A 17,152-nucleotide genomic window follows, 5' to 3' on the forward strand; every position below is an offset into this window, starting at 1 on the left:
ACCGTTAGTTGAAAATCACCTTCTACCTCCGAAGATTCTGAGCAGGAGCAGGAACAGGTTGATGAAATCGAGGTAAAGAGATAGCGCACCCATCAAGGCGATTTTCTGTGTGCTGTCGTTTACTTCGTGTCCGTGTGCCTGTAAAGCTCTTTTTATTTTGTTGGCATCGTAGATAGTAAGTCCTACGAAGATGATTATCCCGATGAAGGTAACAGCCCAATAGAGGATGCTGCTTCCCAGAAACAAGTTGACTACCGAAGCGATAATCAGCCCGATAAGTGCCATCAGGAGGATACTGCCCCATGACGACAGGTCTTTCTTGGTGAAGGTGCCTATCAGAGCCATTGCGCCGAACATGCCTGCCGTGATGAGGAATGTTGTCACAATGGATGCATGCGTGTATATCAAGAAGATGATAGACAGCGTCAGTCCGTTCATCACCGAATAGATGACAAAAAACAGCGAAGCCGTCTGAAACGATAGCTTGTTGATGCGCGACGACAGATACCATACTAATGCAAGTTCGCCTAAAAGTAATCCCCAGAAAACGAATCGTTGTCCGATAATCAGCTCGACGAGTGCCGGAGTAGAGGCCACCACCCACGATGCGGCTGCCGTGATGAGGAGGGCTAATGCCATCCAGGTATATACATTGCGGAATAATGTGCGGTAGGCCGTTTGGTTAGCTGCCTGCGCCTGTACGTTTTCTCTTGTTTCCAGTTCCATAATAGTTGTTATTATATATTATGTAAATAGTTGTTATTATATATTATGTAAATCGTGACCCATGCGGTCTTTTTTTGTTTTCATGTATTGGGCATTGTATTCGTTCGGAGCGATTTCGATAGGTACGTTCTCTACCACTTCGAGCTCGAAAGATTCTATCCCTTTGCGCTTCACCGGATTATTGGTCATCAGGCGCATCTTTTTTACGCCTAATTCGCGTAGGATAGCAGCACCTACGCCATAGTCGCGTTCGTCCGCACGGTATCCCAGATGCAGGTTAGCATCTACCGTGTCGTAGCCTTCCTCCTGCAGCTTGTATGCTTCCATCTTTGCCATCAGACCGATGCCGCGGCCTTCCTGATTGAGATAAACGATAACACCTTTCCCTTCCTTGTCTATCATCTCCATCGACTTGTGCAATTGTTCGCCACATTCGCAACGCTTCGAACCGAGGATGTCGCCTGTCGCACAGGATGAGTGTACTCGCACGAGTATTGGCTCGTCTTTTTCCCAAGTCCCTTTTATAAGGGCTATGTGCTCCAGTCCGTTCGATTTCTGTTTGAACGGTATCAGGTGGAAATAGCCGTGCTCTGTCGGCATTTGCACTTCGACACCTCGCTCGATAATCGATTCCCTTTCGAGGCGGTATTTTACGAGGTCGGCAATGGATATGATTTTGAGATTATGTTCTTTCGAGAAAGCCATCAATTCAGGCATACGTGCCATTTCGCCGTCTTCTTTCTTTATTTCGATAAGCGTTGCCGCCGGATAAAGTCCTGCCAGACGGGCAAGGTCTACGGCAGCTTCGGTATGGCCGATACGGCTCAATACGCCTTTGTCGCGGGCACGCAACGGGAAGATATGTCCCGGACGGCCTAAGTCTTCGGGTTTGGTTTTTTTATTTGCCAGCGCTTTCAACGTTTCGGCACGGTCGTAGGCAGATATCCCTGTTGTACAGTTGTTTATCAATAAATCGACAGAGACGGTAAACGGTGTGGCATGCGTTGAGGTGTTATTGGTAACCATCATCGGCAAATCCAACTCGTCGCAACGTTCGGCGGTGATAGGCGCACAAATCAGCCCGCGCGCATATTTTTCCATGAAGTTGACTTTTTCCGGCGTGACCATTTCGGCAGCCATAATCAGGTCGCCTTCATTTTCGCGGTCTTCGTCGTCTACCACAATGACGAAATTCCCTTTGCGGAACTCGTCAATCGCTTCTTCAATCGAGTCTAATTTTATATTGTCCATAATGGCTTTTTATTTTATGTTCAAATTACATTACCCATATCTTTCTTCATACTCTTTCGTAAAAAGAGCGAGGAAAGAGGGTAGAGAATAACACAGTACAAACCGATAATATAATATAATATAATCAATAGGAGGTGCTTCGAATTCGGCTTATAGTGCCTGTAAACCAACCTGTAAAAGTCGAAATAGAAAAAGCACGTCCTGATGAGGAATATTAAATACAGCACAAGGAATGGGTAAAAGAATACGGTGTGGTCTGCTAAGATGCAGCCAATGAGTGGGATAAATCCTATCAATCCGCTGGTTGTGAAATCCTTGTATGTTTTCTTGGCTTCTTTGTAATTCGGATTCTTCAGTTTTATGCCGAAAAAGTTTTCGCCACGCTCTTTCAGTATGGCCAATGCTATCGGTTGTATGCTTTGGTCGTATTTGTATTGCTGATAATTCATGATAATATCTTTCAGAATGTTGCTGTCGAGAGGCAACAGGCTGTTTACCAAATCAGGATCGGCATTCAATTCTGAGAGAGGTTTTATGTCTTTCGGGTCGACTTCTGCTTCTTCGAAACTGACAGGTTTAGGTTTCATAAAGAGTATCTTCCTGATATACTTGGAGTATGCTCCTATGTTGAACAAGTCGGAATCGTTCATCGACTTGTAGGTGAGGAATACGCCGATAGGGAATAGAATCATCGAACTCAACCATGTCCCCTGCCATATAGGCCATACGCCGTCGCGTGCCATTTTCACACCGACATTCTCGAAGATGTAATAGACGATGAAGAAAGCCACCGAAATGATGACAGGCACACCCATTCCCCCTTTGCGGATGATTGCTCCAAGAGGCGCTCCGATGAAAAAGAAGATGAGGCAGGCAAACGAAAGCGTGAACTTGCGGTGCATTTCCACCTCATGACGTCGTATATTATCTTCCAGACGAGGTTTCATCCAGCTTTGTGTATAGAAAGATGTGGCTACTCCTTCTTCCCGCATCTTGACTCTTTCCAGAGAGGTTATTTTATCCGACCGCGACAAGACATTCGTCAGCGAGTCGAAATTTATCGGCTGCACATGGGTTAAGTCGGTCGCTATGAATTGGCTTTCTTCAGCTTGTTTCGCTTTTGCCTTAACTGTATCGGTAGATATGGCGGTAGTGGACGAAGAAATGTTTGTTTCCTTTTTTATCGTTGACGGTTGAAGAGCTGCGATTATTTCGGGACGATATAGTTTGAACATCATCTCCCTGTCTATCCGGTTCAGACTGTCCAGATCGCGACGCATGGAATCGATAGAGGTGGTTAACTCTTTCAGGTCTTTGGAGAACTGCGTTCCTTCCATAGACGATTCGTCGATCATATTGAAGTCCGTGCTGAAATAGATGGTTATCGCTTTCTTTTTGAAATTCTCGCGGCTGTAAGGGGCGTACTGGCTGTTGCGCCTGCTCGGCTGATTGCCTTTGCTGGTATCGTCGCGCGAAAAACGTTGCCCGCTGAACAGGTCGAGGTAGAGGCGGTCTTTGGTGTCGGCTACGGTCATCAATGCCGAGTCGCAGACAAATACCATCATGTCGTTAAGTCCCTTGGATGTATCGTAAATCATTACGTCGTACATCATCCTTGTTTTGGGATTTTTTTTCTTCACATGGATGCTATATCCTCTGATACCGTTATAGAAAGCACCTTCCGGAATATCCAGTTCGGGCGATTTTTCTTTTACGGAGACGAGTAAAGTTCTGAATTTGACCTGAATGCGTGGCATGGCTTCGTTCTGGAAGAAGAAAGCCCCTATCGATACGATAGCGATGAAGAAGATAAGCGGCTTCATTGTTTTCAGAAGGGATATTCCTGCCGCTTTTATCGCCAGCAATTCTAGTCGTTCACCCATATTCCCGAATGTCATCAGGGCGGCCAGCAGGATGGCTAAAGGGAGTGCCAAAGGAATAAAACTGAGGCCTGCGTAGAGGAACATCTCGAGCAGGATATTGATGGATATTCCTTTACCCACAATATCCTCGACATATTTCCACAAAAATTGCATCAATACAATGAACAAGCATATCCCAAACGTCATCAGGAATACTGGTAGGAATGACTGCAAAATGAATGAATAAAGCCGTTTTATCTTGAACATTCGGTTGTTGTCTCAAATTTGCGATACAAAAGTAGTAAAAAGAAGCTATCGGAAGTCAATATTCTGTTGAAAGATATTGGAATTTGGGGTTATCTTATGTATTTTTTGCATATTGCGGTTGTGCGGATGAATATTTTTTTGAATTTTGTTTTTAAATATCTTGTTTTATCAAAAATAATCTTCTATTTTTGCACCCGCTAACAAAGCAATGGCGGGATAGCTCAGCTGGTTAGAGCGCATGATTCATAATCATGAGGTCCGGGGTTCAAGTCCCCGTCCCGCTACTTGAGAATGAGAGGTTTACGAGAAATTGTAAGCCTCTTTTCTTTTTGATGTACATACTATGTACATACTACTAGCCCCTATAAATCAGCAACTAAGAAAAAGGAAATCAAAGAAGAAAAAAGTGATTGCGACAAACTATCTTTTCTCAATAAGGAAATTCTAATTGGATTCAATCATTATTTATGTACAATTTATGTACAGCAAATAAATGTACATACTATGTACATACCAAAATTAAGAAAAATGCGGTAAAATAACCCTGTCCTTTTGTTCTTATATATCTTTTCTTTAGCTTTGAAATGATTAAACCCAAATTGCATGGATAAACTAGCTTATATAAGACATTCACAAAAAGAAGCCAATCAAAAGATATGGAATTCACTAATGAACAAATATGAGCTGTTGAAAAAGAAGAATACTTTATTAGCTTATCTATGGTTTCCTGTTGCCTGTATTTTCTTTGGTTTCGTAGCTGTATTCAGTTGGATGAGTTTTCTTATATTACTTTTTAAAGATATTCGATTTACTCCTCATTATATGAGAACAGTGATAGCATATAATAATATGACGAAGGAAGAGGAAAAAGAATATATTGATAAGCAATTATTGGACTATAAAAAATGGGTTTCTTATGGGAATTTATCAACTGAAAAGCAGAGCCAAATAAATGCAACCTTTGATTTGCTTTATAAGGAAAATACGGATAAGTTTGATAAGATGCCAGTTTCACCACCAATACAACAACCTGAAATCGCAGTCAAAGATTTTAAATCAACCTTAAACAAAAAGCAAATAGAGATTCTTGTCGAATGTATCAATAAAATAAAAGTACTGGAAACATCTGTTACGATTGATTTGATGCAACAAATCCTGTCATGTACTACAAAACAGCCTTTAGAAATCTCCAGTAAGAAAAACAAACTTCTTATTTATCTATTCTATGAGTTATACAAACATTATTATATAGCAAGCACTTGGCAGGCTGTTTGTGCCCAGAACAAGATATTTCTCACATCCGAAAAGAAGGTCTTTTTAAATCAGGACATTATCTCTACAACAGTAAATACATTCCAAGACTACCCACCTAAAGATTCTCATATTATAGACAACTATATCAAGCATTTGCAAGAACATTGAGAATACATTGAGAGTTTTTCTATCTCAAACATAATCCTTTAATATCCAATATACATTTGCCCCTGTCGACACAATTCAGGGGGATGCGCAGCCCCATTTATTAATTTGTAAAATTCATATTATTATGGACGAAAATTTAGAAATGAGGGTTTCCGCATTAGAGAAACATTTGTACGCTCTTAAAAAGATTTTGTCTTTTGAAGAAGCGAGCCAGTTCCTTAACCTATCCAAGAGTTATTTATACCAACTCACATCGAAGAGGATTATTCCGCACTACAAACCACAAGGTAAGATGATTTATTTTGAGCGTGAGTTACTTGAAGATTGGCTAAGACAAAATCCTGTTCGCACTAAACAAGAACAGCAAAGCGAAGCAGCTAATCGGATATTATTAAAACATCGTAAATAGAAACTTTTCGCTCGTCGGGAGGAGTGGTCTCCCCCCTTGCCGCGAGGGCGCTCCCCGACCGATGAGTTATTGTGGTTTTTATTTTATTGATACGGGGCATTAGTTCATGTGGCCAATACCCTAAACCGCTCAAGTTTTGTATAACTGATTTTGTAAATGCTGCAATTCCGTTTTGCAGATATCCTCAAAAGCAAAAGGCGATAGCAAGGTTATGGAAATGTATACATTTCCCACCTTGCTTTGGCTTCGCCAAAGGAGAAAACCGCTCCCGGTGGTCGCAGTTTTTGAGGGACTTAATAATAAAGAGATAATTGAACTATGCTGAATAATAAAACCGTTTCAACTCAAAATACATCTAAAAAGAAGTCGAAAGAAAAAGTTATCAGTGCCCGAATATCAGGTATCGAACATCTGGCACTTAAGAAAAGAGCAAAGGATGCAGGTGTAAGCCTGAGCAAATTTGTTCGTTCAGTTTTACTGACAGGAAAAGTGGTACAGCGAATCAGTAAATCGGATGCCGACACGCTTCGCAAACTATCGGGAGAAGCAAACAACCTGAATCAATTAGCAAGAGCTGCCAATAAAGAGGGTTTCAAAAATGTAGCTTCTGATGTGATTAACCTTCGGGTTATTATGATAGATATTATAAAGCAACTCTCAAATGATTGGAAAAGTTATGAAAGGAAAAACCTTTAAAGGATGTGTAGGTTATGTATTGGGTAAAGAAGCGGCCAAACTACTGGATGCCGATGGCGTATTACTCGATAGTGATAATAATATCAATAGTATAACCAATAGTTTTAATACGCAACGTTTAATGAAACCCAATATCAAACATCCTGTCGGTCATATATCACTCAGCTATCTTCCAGACGACAAGAAACGTCTAACCGATGGTGCGATGGTCACACTTGCCAGAGAATATATGCAAAATATGGGCATAACCGATACTCAATATATTTTAGTCCGCCACTTTGATAATGAGAATCCCCATGTACATTTGGTATATAACCGTATCGATAATAACGGCAGAGTTATCAGTGATAAGAATGACAGATACCGTAACGAGGCTGTTTGTAAAAAGCTGAAAGATAAGTACGGTTTAACTTATGGTAAGGGAAAAAGCAATGTAAAACAGCATAGATTGAGAGGAAAGGATAAAACCAAATATCAGATACATACTGCTGTGAAAAATGCTTTGTCCAAATCAAAGAATTGGAGCGATTTTGAAAAACTATTAAATCAGAAAGGAATAAGCTTGTCTTTCAAATACAAGAGTAACGATAAGAGTTCCGATGTTATTCAGGGGATATCTTTTACTAAGGATGATATAACCTTTAAAGGTTCGGAAGTAGACCGCAGCTTCAGTTATTCCAAACTGGATGCTAAACTGTCACAGAACACTCCGCAAGTGACAGTTAAACAACCTCAAGAGACTGTAAACGTACAGCAAGCGCAGGAGGATCATTCAGGTCAGTCTAACATGTCTTCTCTTTTTTCTTTCACAGGAGGAGGAAGTGTCGGTCGTGGAGACGATTATGAAGAAGAGCAGTTCGCCAAGCGGATGCAGTATGAGCAAAAGAAAATCAACAGAAAAAATAAGCGCAAAAAAGGAAGAAGTATATAAATATGAAAACAAATAATCAGGATTTTGAAATATTGATAGATAGTATTTCTCAGGCGTTATCCGAGATAAAAGAAGAACTGTCTGTTATCAGGAAAAATATATTAACTGATAATGGTAATATTACAGATAACAGCCAAACAGCATTAATTGTAGATTTGCTGAATAATATATCAAAGACAGTAGAACAAGCTAAAAAAGGAGTAGATGTCGAAGATTTGAAAAGGTTTGCAAACGCCATATTCAATATCAGCAAAGATTTTCAGGAGAAATCGAAACAGTCGGTTGTTGAAGTGCTGAATCTGAAAGTGGAGGAGTTAAAGAAGTTATTAAAGCAACCTGCTGTTGTTGAGAATAAATATTCGATAGATTTTAAATCGAGCAAAACAGTTATTGGAATTGTTGTTCTATGCTTAGGTATTGGTACCTCTTTATATTTTAATTACAACCAATCCCAGATAAACAAAAGGCTTAGGCATAATGATATTAAATACAGGTATGTTCTGATGAAAGGTGGTGTTTCATACGATGAGCTTGTATACATGAATCAATCTTATGCCGAAAGACCTCATTATCGGGATAGTATAGAGCGTAAAATCGTTAAGTTTGAAGACTTGGTCAATCAAAAAGCCTATAATAACGCTGTAAAAGAGCAGAAGGAAAAAGACAACCAGCAAATTGATAAAAAGCTTCAAGAATTGATTAGGTAAATACTAATCTATCTATCAATAGTGGAAATAAAGGCAAAGTTTAAATACTTTGCCTTTATTAGATCATACCTTTTTTTCACATAACGGAATAATATCCCGCAATAACTTCAGATAATAAATAAACTCGACTGTCCTCTCATGTATGCCGATTCTATCGTTCGGGTGTGACTGAATCAGCATCATAACATAATGATACAAAAATTCATCCAATAACTCAGAGAAATCTTTCGGAGGTATATCTTCCGTCAGAAAAGTATATATAGGTTCTATATTAATTTTTCGATTTTCATTTTCCATAATAACTACTTTAAGCCTGATTATTAATCAAGCCGTTATAAATATTATAAACTGAAATATTATAACTCTGCGGTATCATTTGTCAGTTTCAGTGCAAAACGACTAAACCAACAATAACAGAAGTATATGCAAATATACAATTAACCATTAAATGTTAATCGCTGTTTTTCTTTTTTACATACCTTTATAATCTTAAATTTGTAGGAATAAATAAACTTACATGAAAAAGTCAATCGCATTTTTGCCATCTGAAAATAAAAAAGACCTGAAATTTATAGTTGAAACTGTATTGGAAAGGCTCAAACAAACCGAAATGATAATCCTTTACGGCAGCTATGCCCGTAACAATTTCACGGTATATGATGAAAAACGAGAGTTTCGGAAAGTACAGTTTTATGTAAGCGATTATGATATACTGGTAGTAACAAGCGGTATTTCTGATGGTGCTGCAATGAAAACGCTTAATAATGTGATAGACATTTACTTCAGGCGTGCAAAAGACCCAGATAGACAGCCACCCTTACAATTTATAACTGAAGATATAACGAAACTAAATAAAAATCTGAAAGAATGTCGTTATTTCTATACACAGATAAAAGATGAAGGTATAGTATTATACAATAGTGGCAGAAATAGATTAGTCCGCAAACGTAATCTCAATTATAAAGAAATAAAACAACAGGCTCAAGAATATTTTGAGGAAAAGTTTCATAGTGCTAATGTCTTTCTGAAAAATGCTCTTTTCAATTATCAAGAAAAAGAATATAGAATGGCTTCATTTATGCTTCATCAAGCTACCGAAAACCTGTTTTATGCTATCCGCCTTGTTTTCACATTACAGAATGCAAAACAACATAATCTTTATAAGCTACTCAATTCGGTGAAACAATATTCGGATGAATTTGTAAAAGTATTTCCGTGTAATACATCCGAAGAAGAAAGATTATTTGAACTTCTTAAACAGGCTTATGTCAATGGACGCTATGACCCCGACTTTGTGGTAACCAAAGAAGATATCGACGCCCTAGTTCCGAAAGTGGAACTTCTTCGAGATATCACCCAACGCATTTGTGAGGAGAAGATTAAAGAGTACGGGGAGATGGAGTGAGGAATAGTATTTTTTTAATTATGAAAAACCTGGAACTTATTTTTTGCGTTCACGTTCACGCAGATACTATTTTTACAACTCTATGTAATTATATTATAAAACAAGGCTGAATCAATATTATTTGATATTAAATCTTATACATTTTAAACATTTCAGTATATATATGTTGGAAACTCTTCTGTTATTAATTGGAAAAGGAATCATTACAGATACAGCATCTAAAGGTGGACAAGCTTTGGTTGATAAACTAAAAGAATATTTTGAAGCAACTTTAGCTGAAAAAATAGGAAATACATATCTAAAAGCATCTAAAGTATATTCTGAATTAGGAGATGACGTAATTGTAGATGACTCTTTAGAAAATGACTCTTATTATAAAAATCTAATATATGGTTTTAATATCATTGACGGAAGTAATCTACCTGACTACCATAAGCAGATGAATAAATTATTTCTTCTCGAACTATTTAAAATTCCCGAATTAGCAAACCAAGTTTTCAATATAAAACTTGATAATATATATAAAGAAGTTTTAGATATAAAGAAGGATACAAGAGAGCTCGTTCGAAAGTTTAATTTATTAGAACAAACAGCAGAGGAGTTATTATTTAATATTGAAGTTGCTTCTGTGGATTTATCAAGCTATGAAAATACATTTCAAGGTAAAATACACATAGATAGACTTGAAACAATAGAAATTTACAACTGGATTTTAAATGATCTTAAGGATAAAGAATCTAATATTGCTCTTTTGGTGGGGAATGCAGGCTATGGAAAGTCTGTTGTATTAAAAGATTTGTTTGATTTATTAAAGATAAAGAATATTCCAACATTGGGGATTAAAGTTGATAAAATACTCAATATGAGTTCCATAAAAGGGATTGAGGCTGAGCTAAATATTACCGATGGTATTATTCCAACATTTAGAAAAATAAGTATAGACAATGAATTAATTGTACTTCTTATAGACCAAATTGATGCACTGTCACAATCGCTTTCGTCAAGTAGGCATGCAATTAATTCCTATGATAGATTAATAAAGCAATTAGAAGTATACCCAAACGTACGTATCATTATTTCTTGTAGAAACTATGACCTAGATTACGATCCTATTTTGCGCTCTTATAAAGGGAAAAAGATATTTCGCCTATCTCTATTAGAAATGCAACAGGTTGACTCTGTTTTATCTACTATTGGTATAAATATAGACGAAAGGCAAACTCGCTTGAAAGAATTTCTCAGAATTCCTTTGCATTTAAACTTATTCTGTAAAGTGGGTTTAAAAAAGGAATTTGATGAAAGCATTACTCTTTCAAAGCTTTATGATGCTATTTGGGAAGAGTATATTACTAATGGAAATTCGCTAGAATTAATAAAATTACTCACTAGCATTGCAAATAAGATGCATGATCAACAACATATTGTAGCTGATAAGAGACTTTTTGATTTAGAGAAATCGGAGTTGAACTATCTTATGCATCATGAACTGTTAAAAGAATCTACAGATAATAAAATCCAATTTATACATCAAACTTTCTTTGATTACGTATATGCTAGAACATTTATTTCATCAGGAAAGGATATTGCAGATTGGCTAAAAAATATACATCAAGGTTTATTTATTCGCTCTCAAGTAAAACAAATATTTGCTTATTTAAGAGATATTGATGTTAGTACCTACATTCAAAGTTTGATAAAAATATTAACAAAAGATGAATATCGTTTTCATCTAAAATTACTCTTGATTAATGACTTAGGGTTTTATCAAAATCCATTAGAACAGGAAAAGAAACTTCTATCAGATCACATTATAAAACAACCTTTCTATTTCCAATTATTTTTAGAATCGGTTCAAAGCCCTAAATGGTTTGAGTTTATAATTTCTCTGAAAGAATTTACCAACTTATTATCAAGTGAAAAGGAAGATATAAATAGACTAATTTCGAATTTATGTATAAGGATTATATGGCAAAATGCTCAGTTAGTAATTGATTTTTTATCAACACATCCTCATAAAACAGGAATAATAGAGGATGTTTTAATTCAAATTCCTGAATCAGAAATTAAATTGTCATACGAACTGTATCATATGACATCTGCAAAGTGGAACCTAAATACTAGAAGAGAATATTACTATTTAGAGAAAGCCTTGAAGGCTGATCCAGACTTTGTTATTGAGGAGCTTAAAAGAGATTTTTACGAAAATATTTATAAATTAGATTGGTTTGATGATAACTATATTCCAGGTTCTCATTCTGGCTTGAAGATTTATAGTGAATTATATAAACAATACCCCAATAAGGCAATACCATACTTCATTCATATTATAACTGAGATCGAAAAATCAAAATCGTATGAATTAAGTGACTCTTTTTATAGTAGTAGAGCATTCTCTCACTATAGACCAAACCTTAAAAACGACTTTGATTTTCATGATTACAAAGATCTATATGATACTATTTTCTATAGTATAAAAGAGAAGAAATTAGATGCTAATTCTATTTCATTGCTCAGGGAAACATTAAATTCACAGTATGCAAATGTACTAACGCTTGGAGTTTACTACTTGATACAGAATAAAGAACAAGAAATAGGAACAGCATTTAAACTTTTGTCTAACCCTGATTTTTTAATTAAATCGAACTCTTCCGAGCTCTTGGGGTATTATTCCAATATATTAGTCGCCAAATGCTATCCTTTATTTGATAGAGAACAACAAATAGTTCTTAATCAAATAATATTGTCTACTTTAAAACAGTATCATCATTGGACTTACGAGACTTTCTATACAAAGAAAAAAGTTTATTCAACTTATTTAAAAAAGGCATATAGTCTGGTCTCCCTTTTGCCAGAAAAGAGTATCAACGAATATCCAGAAATGAAAAAAATATATCAAGAAGGATTTCGAAAGTATGAAAAAGTAGAGAATGAACCTCCTAGTGTAGTTACTACATATTCTGGTTGGCGTAGCTATCCACAAAAAGCATATGATAATATGACTCTTGATGACTGGAGAAATTCTTTCATTAAACTCAATACAGAGCAACGTTCATTTGATGATTGGCATAAACCATCTAAAGGTGGAAATACAAGAAGTTTTGAACAGCATGTGTCACAAGAACCTAATAAGTTCTATGAATTTATTAAAAATCTTATAGATGATGAAGCTATTGAGATTGAATATATTTTGTCTGGACTAGAAGGGCTAAAAAAAGCAGAATATAGCAAAGAATCTTTTCAGCATTTATGTTTGGGGATTATAAAATTACGAAAAGCAGAACTTGATGAAAGATATTTGCCAACTTTCCTTAGAGTACTAGACTACATTGTGAATGGCAACAAGACTTTAGATAGAGAAATCTTTGATTTTATTATAGGTATTATTTATCAAACTCCAGATAGAGAGTTTACCAAAGATGTAATTCAACGTGACGATATTGGAATGGAAGTTGTTACAGCAGGCATAAATTCAATAAGAGGTATGTCCGTAGAATTATTAGTCGGTTGCTATTCTCTAGTAGAGTATAAAGAGACGATTTTCGAAACATTAGAATATATTGCCGACACTGCTAATGAAATAACTCGTTCCTGCGTTATTTTTCGAGGAGCATGGCTTATCAACCTAGATAAACAAAAAGCCTTTAATCTTTATTTAAGGTTGGTCAAAGATTACAATCCATATTTACTGGCTATTCCATTCCATGATGGACATCCTCTAGTATATCTTATGAATGTTGATTTTAAACGGCTTACTGCTTTTTTTGAAAAAGCAATCACTATTAAAGAAGCTGGAGAAGCAATGTCTTTTTTCCTTTTTAATGCTTATATAAACAATCGTCCTAAGGCTTTTACTCTATTTAAAGTTCTACTAAAGAATAATCCTCACTCAAGACAAAAGCTTACATGGGAAATCTGTGCGCATATTTTAGGGGGAAAACACTCAGCAAAAGGATGGAGTGTTATAAATATATTATTGAATATTGATGATAAACAGTTGGGGGAAAGATTTAATAATTGCTTCCTTCATATTCCTGCTAACATGGATTCCCAAACTATTTCATTTATAAATAAGTATTTAAAATCTCCAATGGGAAATTACAAAAGTAATTATTATTATGACTTTTTGAGAAAACTTATTCCTTTAGATGCTAAACAATGTTTAACTTGGTTTTTATCTTCTCAACCTGAAAAGATAACAGTCCATTTTTATGATAAAAGTCCTCTAAATGTACTTATAGAAGCTTATAATGGAATGAGAGAATATAGTCAGGATAATGACATACTAGAAAGATCGATGGATACTTTCGACTCCCTACTCCAAATTCCAGAATATAGGAATGTTCATTTAAGAACTTTCCTAAAAGAGTTAGAAGCTTAAAATGTTTAATTGTTATGAGTAAGAAACAGAGAGAGAGTTTGCACTCTTTGATTAGTAAAGCAGATGCATATTATAAGTCTTCTGATTTTGACAATGCGTTAGAATTCTATGATAAAGCGATTGTTCAGAATCAACAATCAGCTGAAGCATGGAATGGAAAAGGGTTAACGTTAGTCTCTAAGGGACAATTAGACTTAGGTTTATCTTGTTATAAAAAAGCTTTAAAAATAGATAATTCTATCGCTCTTATCTGGAATAATATTGGAGCTTACTATTTTCAAATCGGGCAATATGAAGAAGCATATAACCATTTTAATAAGTCAATAGAATTGGAGCATTCTGTCCTTGCATATTATAATCTTTGTTCTTTGTTTTATCAAAAAGGAGAGTTTTATTCTGCATTATTATATATTGAAAAAGCAATAGCCCTAACTCCAAATGATTCTGTATTATGGAGTTCTAAAGGTAATTTGTTTTTTGAATTAGGTTATTTTGATGAGGCAATAGACTTTTTAAATAAATCTATTCAGATAGATAATAATAATTTTGATGCTTATAATAGTTTAGGTTTTATTTATATAGCAAAACAAGACTACTCAAAAGCTGAAGAAAATTTGTTCAAATCTCTAGAGATTAAGAATAATTATCATGCTGCATTATCGAATATAAGCTTATTATATAAAGAGAAAGAAGAGTATTTGAAAGCTTTGGAATACGCCAAAAGAGCCAAAGATATAGCTCCTCACATTCCTTCCTTATGGGCTGATCTAGGAAGCTGTTTGTACAATTGTATTATAAAAGAAAAAATAACAACAGAGGGCGATTTAGAGCAGGTTGGAGAGATATTTGCAAGAGGGCAAAGAAGTGTAATTAGTGTATTAACAGATATTGCAGACGATAATCTATGTGACGAGGATACAAAAGTAATAATATTTAAAATGCTAGAAAGCGATAATTTCTTTAATGAAACAATTGGTTCTTCTAGTGATCGAGAAGAATATAAAAATATATATTACCAGTCTCTAAAAGTTATATCATTACTCCATATTACAGGAGATGGAGAAAATCGATTTGGACATTATACAAATAAGGCTACAGCCGAAGCTTTATTATTTTCTGAATCTCCTTTTAGATTAAATACTATAGCTACCGCAAATGATCCAGAAGAAGGATTACCCTTACTTCAAATATTGAACTTGCCTCATAGAAATACTGATTCACAATATCAAGCATTTGTTGGTTGTTTTACTTTTAATTATGATAGCTTAAATCAATTCAGATTATACGGAAAATTAGATCAAGTTGAAGCCACGGGAGTAAGTATTGTCGTAAAGGATGATTTTTTTGAAGACGAGCCTGTTATAAATAGAAACATTATAAATAATGACAAAAAGAACATTTTATTAAAACCGAAATCTAAAGAATCATTGTTTAGATGTATATACATCGATCCTCAAACAAGCAGGGTTATTTCTATAGGACATAAGGAAAGTTGTGTCTTTTATAGAGAAAGTTATTTGTATGAAGATGTAGATTTAGTTGTGGCTGATTACAAAGAGAATATTTCACAAAAGGAACAAGCTGTAATTAGTGAATTGATAAGTTTAATAAATCAAACGAATGATTTATATGATCAGATAATAGAGGAGGATGATAAACAAAGAAAATATTTCTTTTGGAATTGTTTACCTGTGCTACTTACACATTTAAGATATTTAGTGAAGCATTATGCTTTCAAAGAAGAACAAGAATGCAGAATAATTAGAGTAGAGAAACTTTTTAATAATTCAGATGTGATAGTAGATGAGAGTAAATCTAGAATGTATATTGATTATTTACCTTTATGTCAGCGAAAGGAAAATCAAAACTATGTAACAGAATTATTCTTTGGTCCAAAAGCTGAAGGTTTCAAAATATTTAGAGACAGAATTGATCATTCTGGTTTATCAATACTTTCTCACAAAAGCAAACACCCTTTTTCTTAAAAAAGAAATATACAATTTATAACAGTTATTCTTCCAATTCAGCCTCTATTTCTTCTATTGTAGGTAAACTACCTTTGAAATCTTTGGGGAAGTGTTTTGTTAGTTCATATTCGGATACTCCAATAGGTTGGTTGATTCCTTTAAGAGCATATTCGGCAATAAAATGATTTTTACTTTTGCATATCATTAATCCGATAGTGGGATTGTCAGTTGGATGAGTAAGAATATCATTTACAGCAGATAAATAAAAGCTTAGTTTTCCTGCAAATTCAGGTATGAATTCCACAGCCTTTAGTTCAATAACTACATAGCATCTCAATTTCAGATGATAGAAAAGTAAATCAATAAAGAATTCCTTATCTCCAATATTCAAGGGAACTTGTCTCCCTACATAAGAAAAGCCAGCACCTAGTTCTAAGAGGAATCGTGTTATGTTCTCAGTTAGTGCATCTTCTAGTTCCCGTTCTTTATAATTTTCGGATAAAACAAGAAAGTCAAAGTTATATGGATCTTTTAGTGTTTGTTGTGCTAAATCACTTTGGATAGGAGGGAGGGTTAAATTAAAATTAGTTGTAGAGCTTCCCACACGTTTATATTCACCTAATCCTATGTGGGCATCTAACATATCTCTACTCCAACCAAGTTCTATCGTTTTATTGATATAAAATAGAGCCTCGTCAATATTTTTACATTTTGAGACGATTTTGAGATTATGTCCCCATGGAATTTGGGCAACAAGTTGTTGCATATTTCCCTTCTCTAATTGGGCAACAGCCTGTTTCCCAAATATATTTTTTTGATTATAAAACGAATACCATTGTCTAATATATTTTAAATTACGAACTGAAAAGCCTTGTATATTAGGGAACTCTTCTTGAAGGTCTTTACTAAGTTGCACAATAAAACCATCACCCCATTTAGTTTTTTCCTGTTTCTCAATAATATCTTTTCCCATCGACCAATATAAGGTTATCAGTTCTGCGTTGACTTTAACGGCAGCTTTTAGCTGACTTTGTTTTATTCGATTTTTCAGGTCGATTAACCATTGCTTATAGTCAGTATTAGATTTTATTATATCAGTCATATTATTTTAATTGTGTGGGTTGTTCAAAG

The 17,152-nt window shown here is 35.1% G+C and carries 12 protein-coding genes and 1 tRNA gene; 9 read left to right on the forward strand and 4 right to left on the reverse strand.

Annotated elements, in window-relative coordinates:
* Positions 1 to 15 precede the first annotated feature (15 nt).
* Genes D0T66_RS05825 through D0T66_RS05835 form a run of 3 tightly spaced genes read right to left on the reverse strand, consistent with a single transcriptional unit; the run spans position 16 to position 4,106 of the window.
* Positions 16 to 726 (reverse strand): Bax inhibitor-1/YccA family protein, encoded by a 711-nt coding sequence (locus tag D0T66_RS05825; protein ID WP_163356318.1) that lies wholly within the window; start codon positions 724 to 726, stop codon positions 16 to 18.
* 36 nt (positions 727 to 762) lie between these two features.
* Positions 763 to 1,977: a bifunctional 3,4-dihydroxy-2-butanone-4-phosphate synthase/GTP cyclohydrolase II gene (locus D0T66_RS05830; RefSeq protein ID WP_163356319.1), complete on the reverse strand. Its 1,215-nt coding sequence runs from the start codon at positions 1,975 to 1,977 to the stop codon at positions 763 to 765.
* Positions 1,978 to 1,997: 20 nt separating this feature from the next.
* On the reverse strand, positions 1,998 to 4,106 hold the full coding sequence (locus D0T66_RS05835) for an LptF/LptG family permease (protein WP_221412179.1): 2,109 nt from the start codon (positions 4,104 to 4,106) through the stop codon (positions 1,998 to 2,000).
* Between the two features lie 210 nt (positions 4,107 to 4,316).
* Between D0T66_RS05835 and D0T66_RS05840 the strand changes: the two genes are divergently transcribed.
* The 9 genes from D0T66_RS05840 (at position 4,317) to D0T66_RS05880 (ending at position 16,039) form a co-directional block, all read left to right on the forward strand.
* Positions 4,317 to 4,390, forward strand: a tRNA-Met gene (locus D0T66_RS05840).
* 319 nt (positions 4,391 to 4,709) lie between these two features.
* Entirely contained in the window at positions 4,710 to 5,528 is an 819-nt protein-coding gene (locus D0T66_RS05845; RefSeq protein WP_163356321.1) for a hypothetical protein, read from the forward strand.
* A gap of 124 nt (positions 5,529 to 5,652) precedes the next feature.
* Positions 5,653 to 5,937 (forward strand): helix-turn-helix domain-containing protein, encoded by a 285-nt coding sequence (locus tag D0T66_RS05850; RefSeq protein WP_163356322.1) that lies wholly within the window; start codon positions 5,653 to 5,655, stop codon positions 5,935 to 5,937.
* Positions 5,938 to 6,255: 318 nt separating this feature from the next.
* A complete protein-coding gene (mobC, locus tag D0T66_RS05855) occupies positions 6,256 to 6,633 on the forward strand; it encodes a plasmid mobilization relaxosome protein MobC (protein WP_163356323.1) in 378 nt (125 codons plus the stop codon).
* Positions 6,599 to 7,564: a relaxase/mobilization nuclease domain-containing protein gene (locus D0T66_RS05860; RefSeq protein ID WP_163356324.1), complete on the forward strand. Its 966-nt coding sequence runs from the start codon at positions 6,599 to 6,601 to the stop codon at positions 7,562 to 7,564. Before mobC ends, D0T66_RS05860 begins: the two co-directional genes overlap by 35 nt.
* Positions 7,565 to 7,566: 2 nt before the next feature.
* The gene (locus D0T66_RS05865) at positions 7,567 to 8,271 is read left to right on the forward strand and encodes a hypothetical protein (protein ID WP_163356325.1); all 705 of its coding nucleotides are present in this window, start codon (positions 7,567 to 7,569) and stop codon (positions 8,269 to 8,271) included.
* Between the two features lie 517 nt (positions 8,272 to 8,788).
* Positions 8,789 to 9,676, forward strand: a complete 888-nt coding sequence (locus D0T66_RS05870; RefSeq protein ID WP_163356326.1) for a HEPN domain-containing protein — start codon at positions 8,789 to 8,791, stop codon at positions 9,674 to 9,676.
* 163 nt (positions 9,677 to 9,839) lie between these two features.
* Positions 9,840 to 14,054 (forward strand): NACHT domain-containing NTPase, encoded by a 4,215-nt coding sequence (locus tag D0T66_RS05875; protein ID WP_163356327.1) that lies wholly within the window; start codon positions 9,840 to 9,842, stop codon positions 14,052 to 14,054.
* 14 nt (positions 14,055 to 14,068) lie between these two features.
* The gene (locus D0T66_RS05880; protein WP_163356328.1) at positions 14,069 to 16,039 is read left to right on the forward strand and encodes a tetratricopeptide repeat protein; all 1,971 of its coding nucleotides are present in this window, start codon (positions 14,069 to 14,071) and stop codon (positions 16,037 to 16,039) included.
* Between the two features lie 25 nt (positions 16,040 to 16,064).
* Here the strand turns inward: D0T66_RS05880 and D0T66_RS05885 are convergent, their stop codons facing one another.
* Positions 16,065 to 17,123 (reverse strand): YhcG family protein, encoded by a 1,059-nt coding sequence (locus tag D0T66_RS05885; protein ID WP_163356329.1) that lies wholly within the window; start codon positions 17,121 to 17,123, stop codon positions 16,065 to 16,067.
* Between the last annotated feature and the right edge of the window lie 29 nt (positions 17,124 to 17,152).

The organism is Dysgonomonas sp. 25 (assembly GCF_010501075.1).
Classification (GTDB): domain Bacteria; phylum Bacteroidota; class Bacteroidia; order Bacteroidales; family Dysgonomonadaceae; genus Dysgonomonas.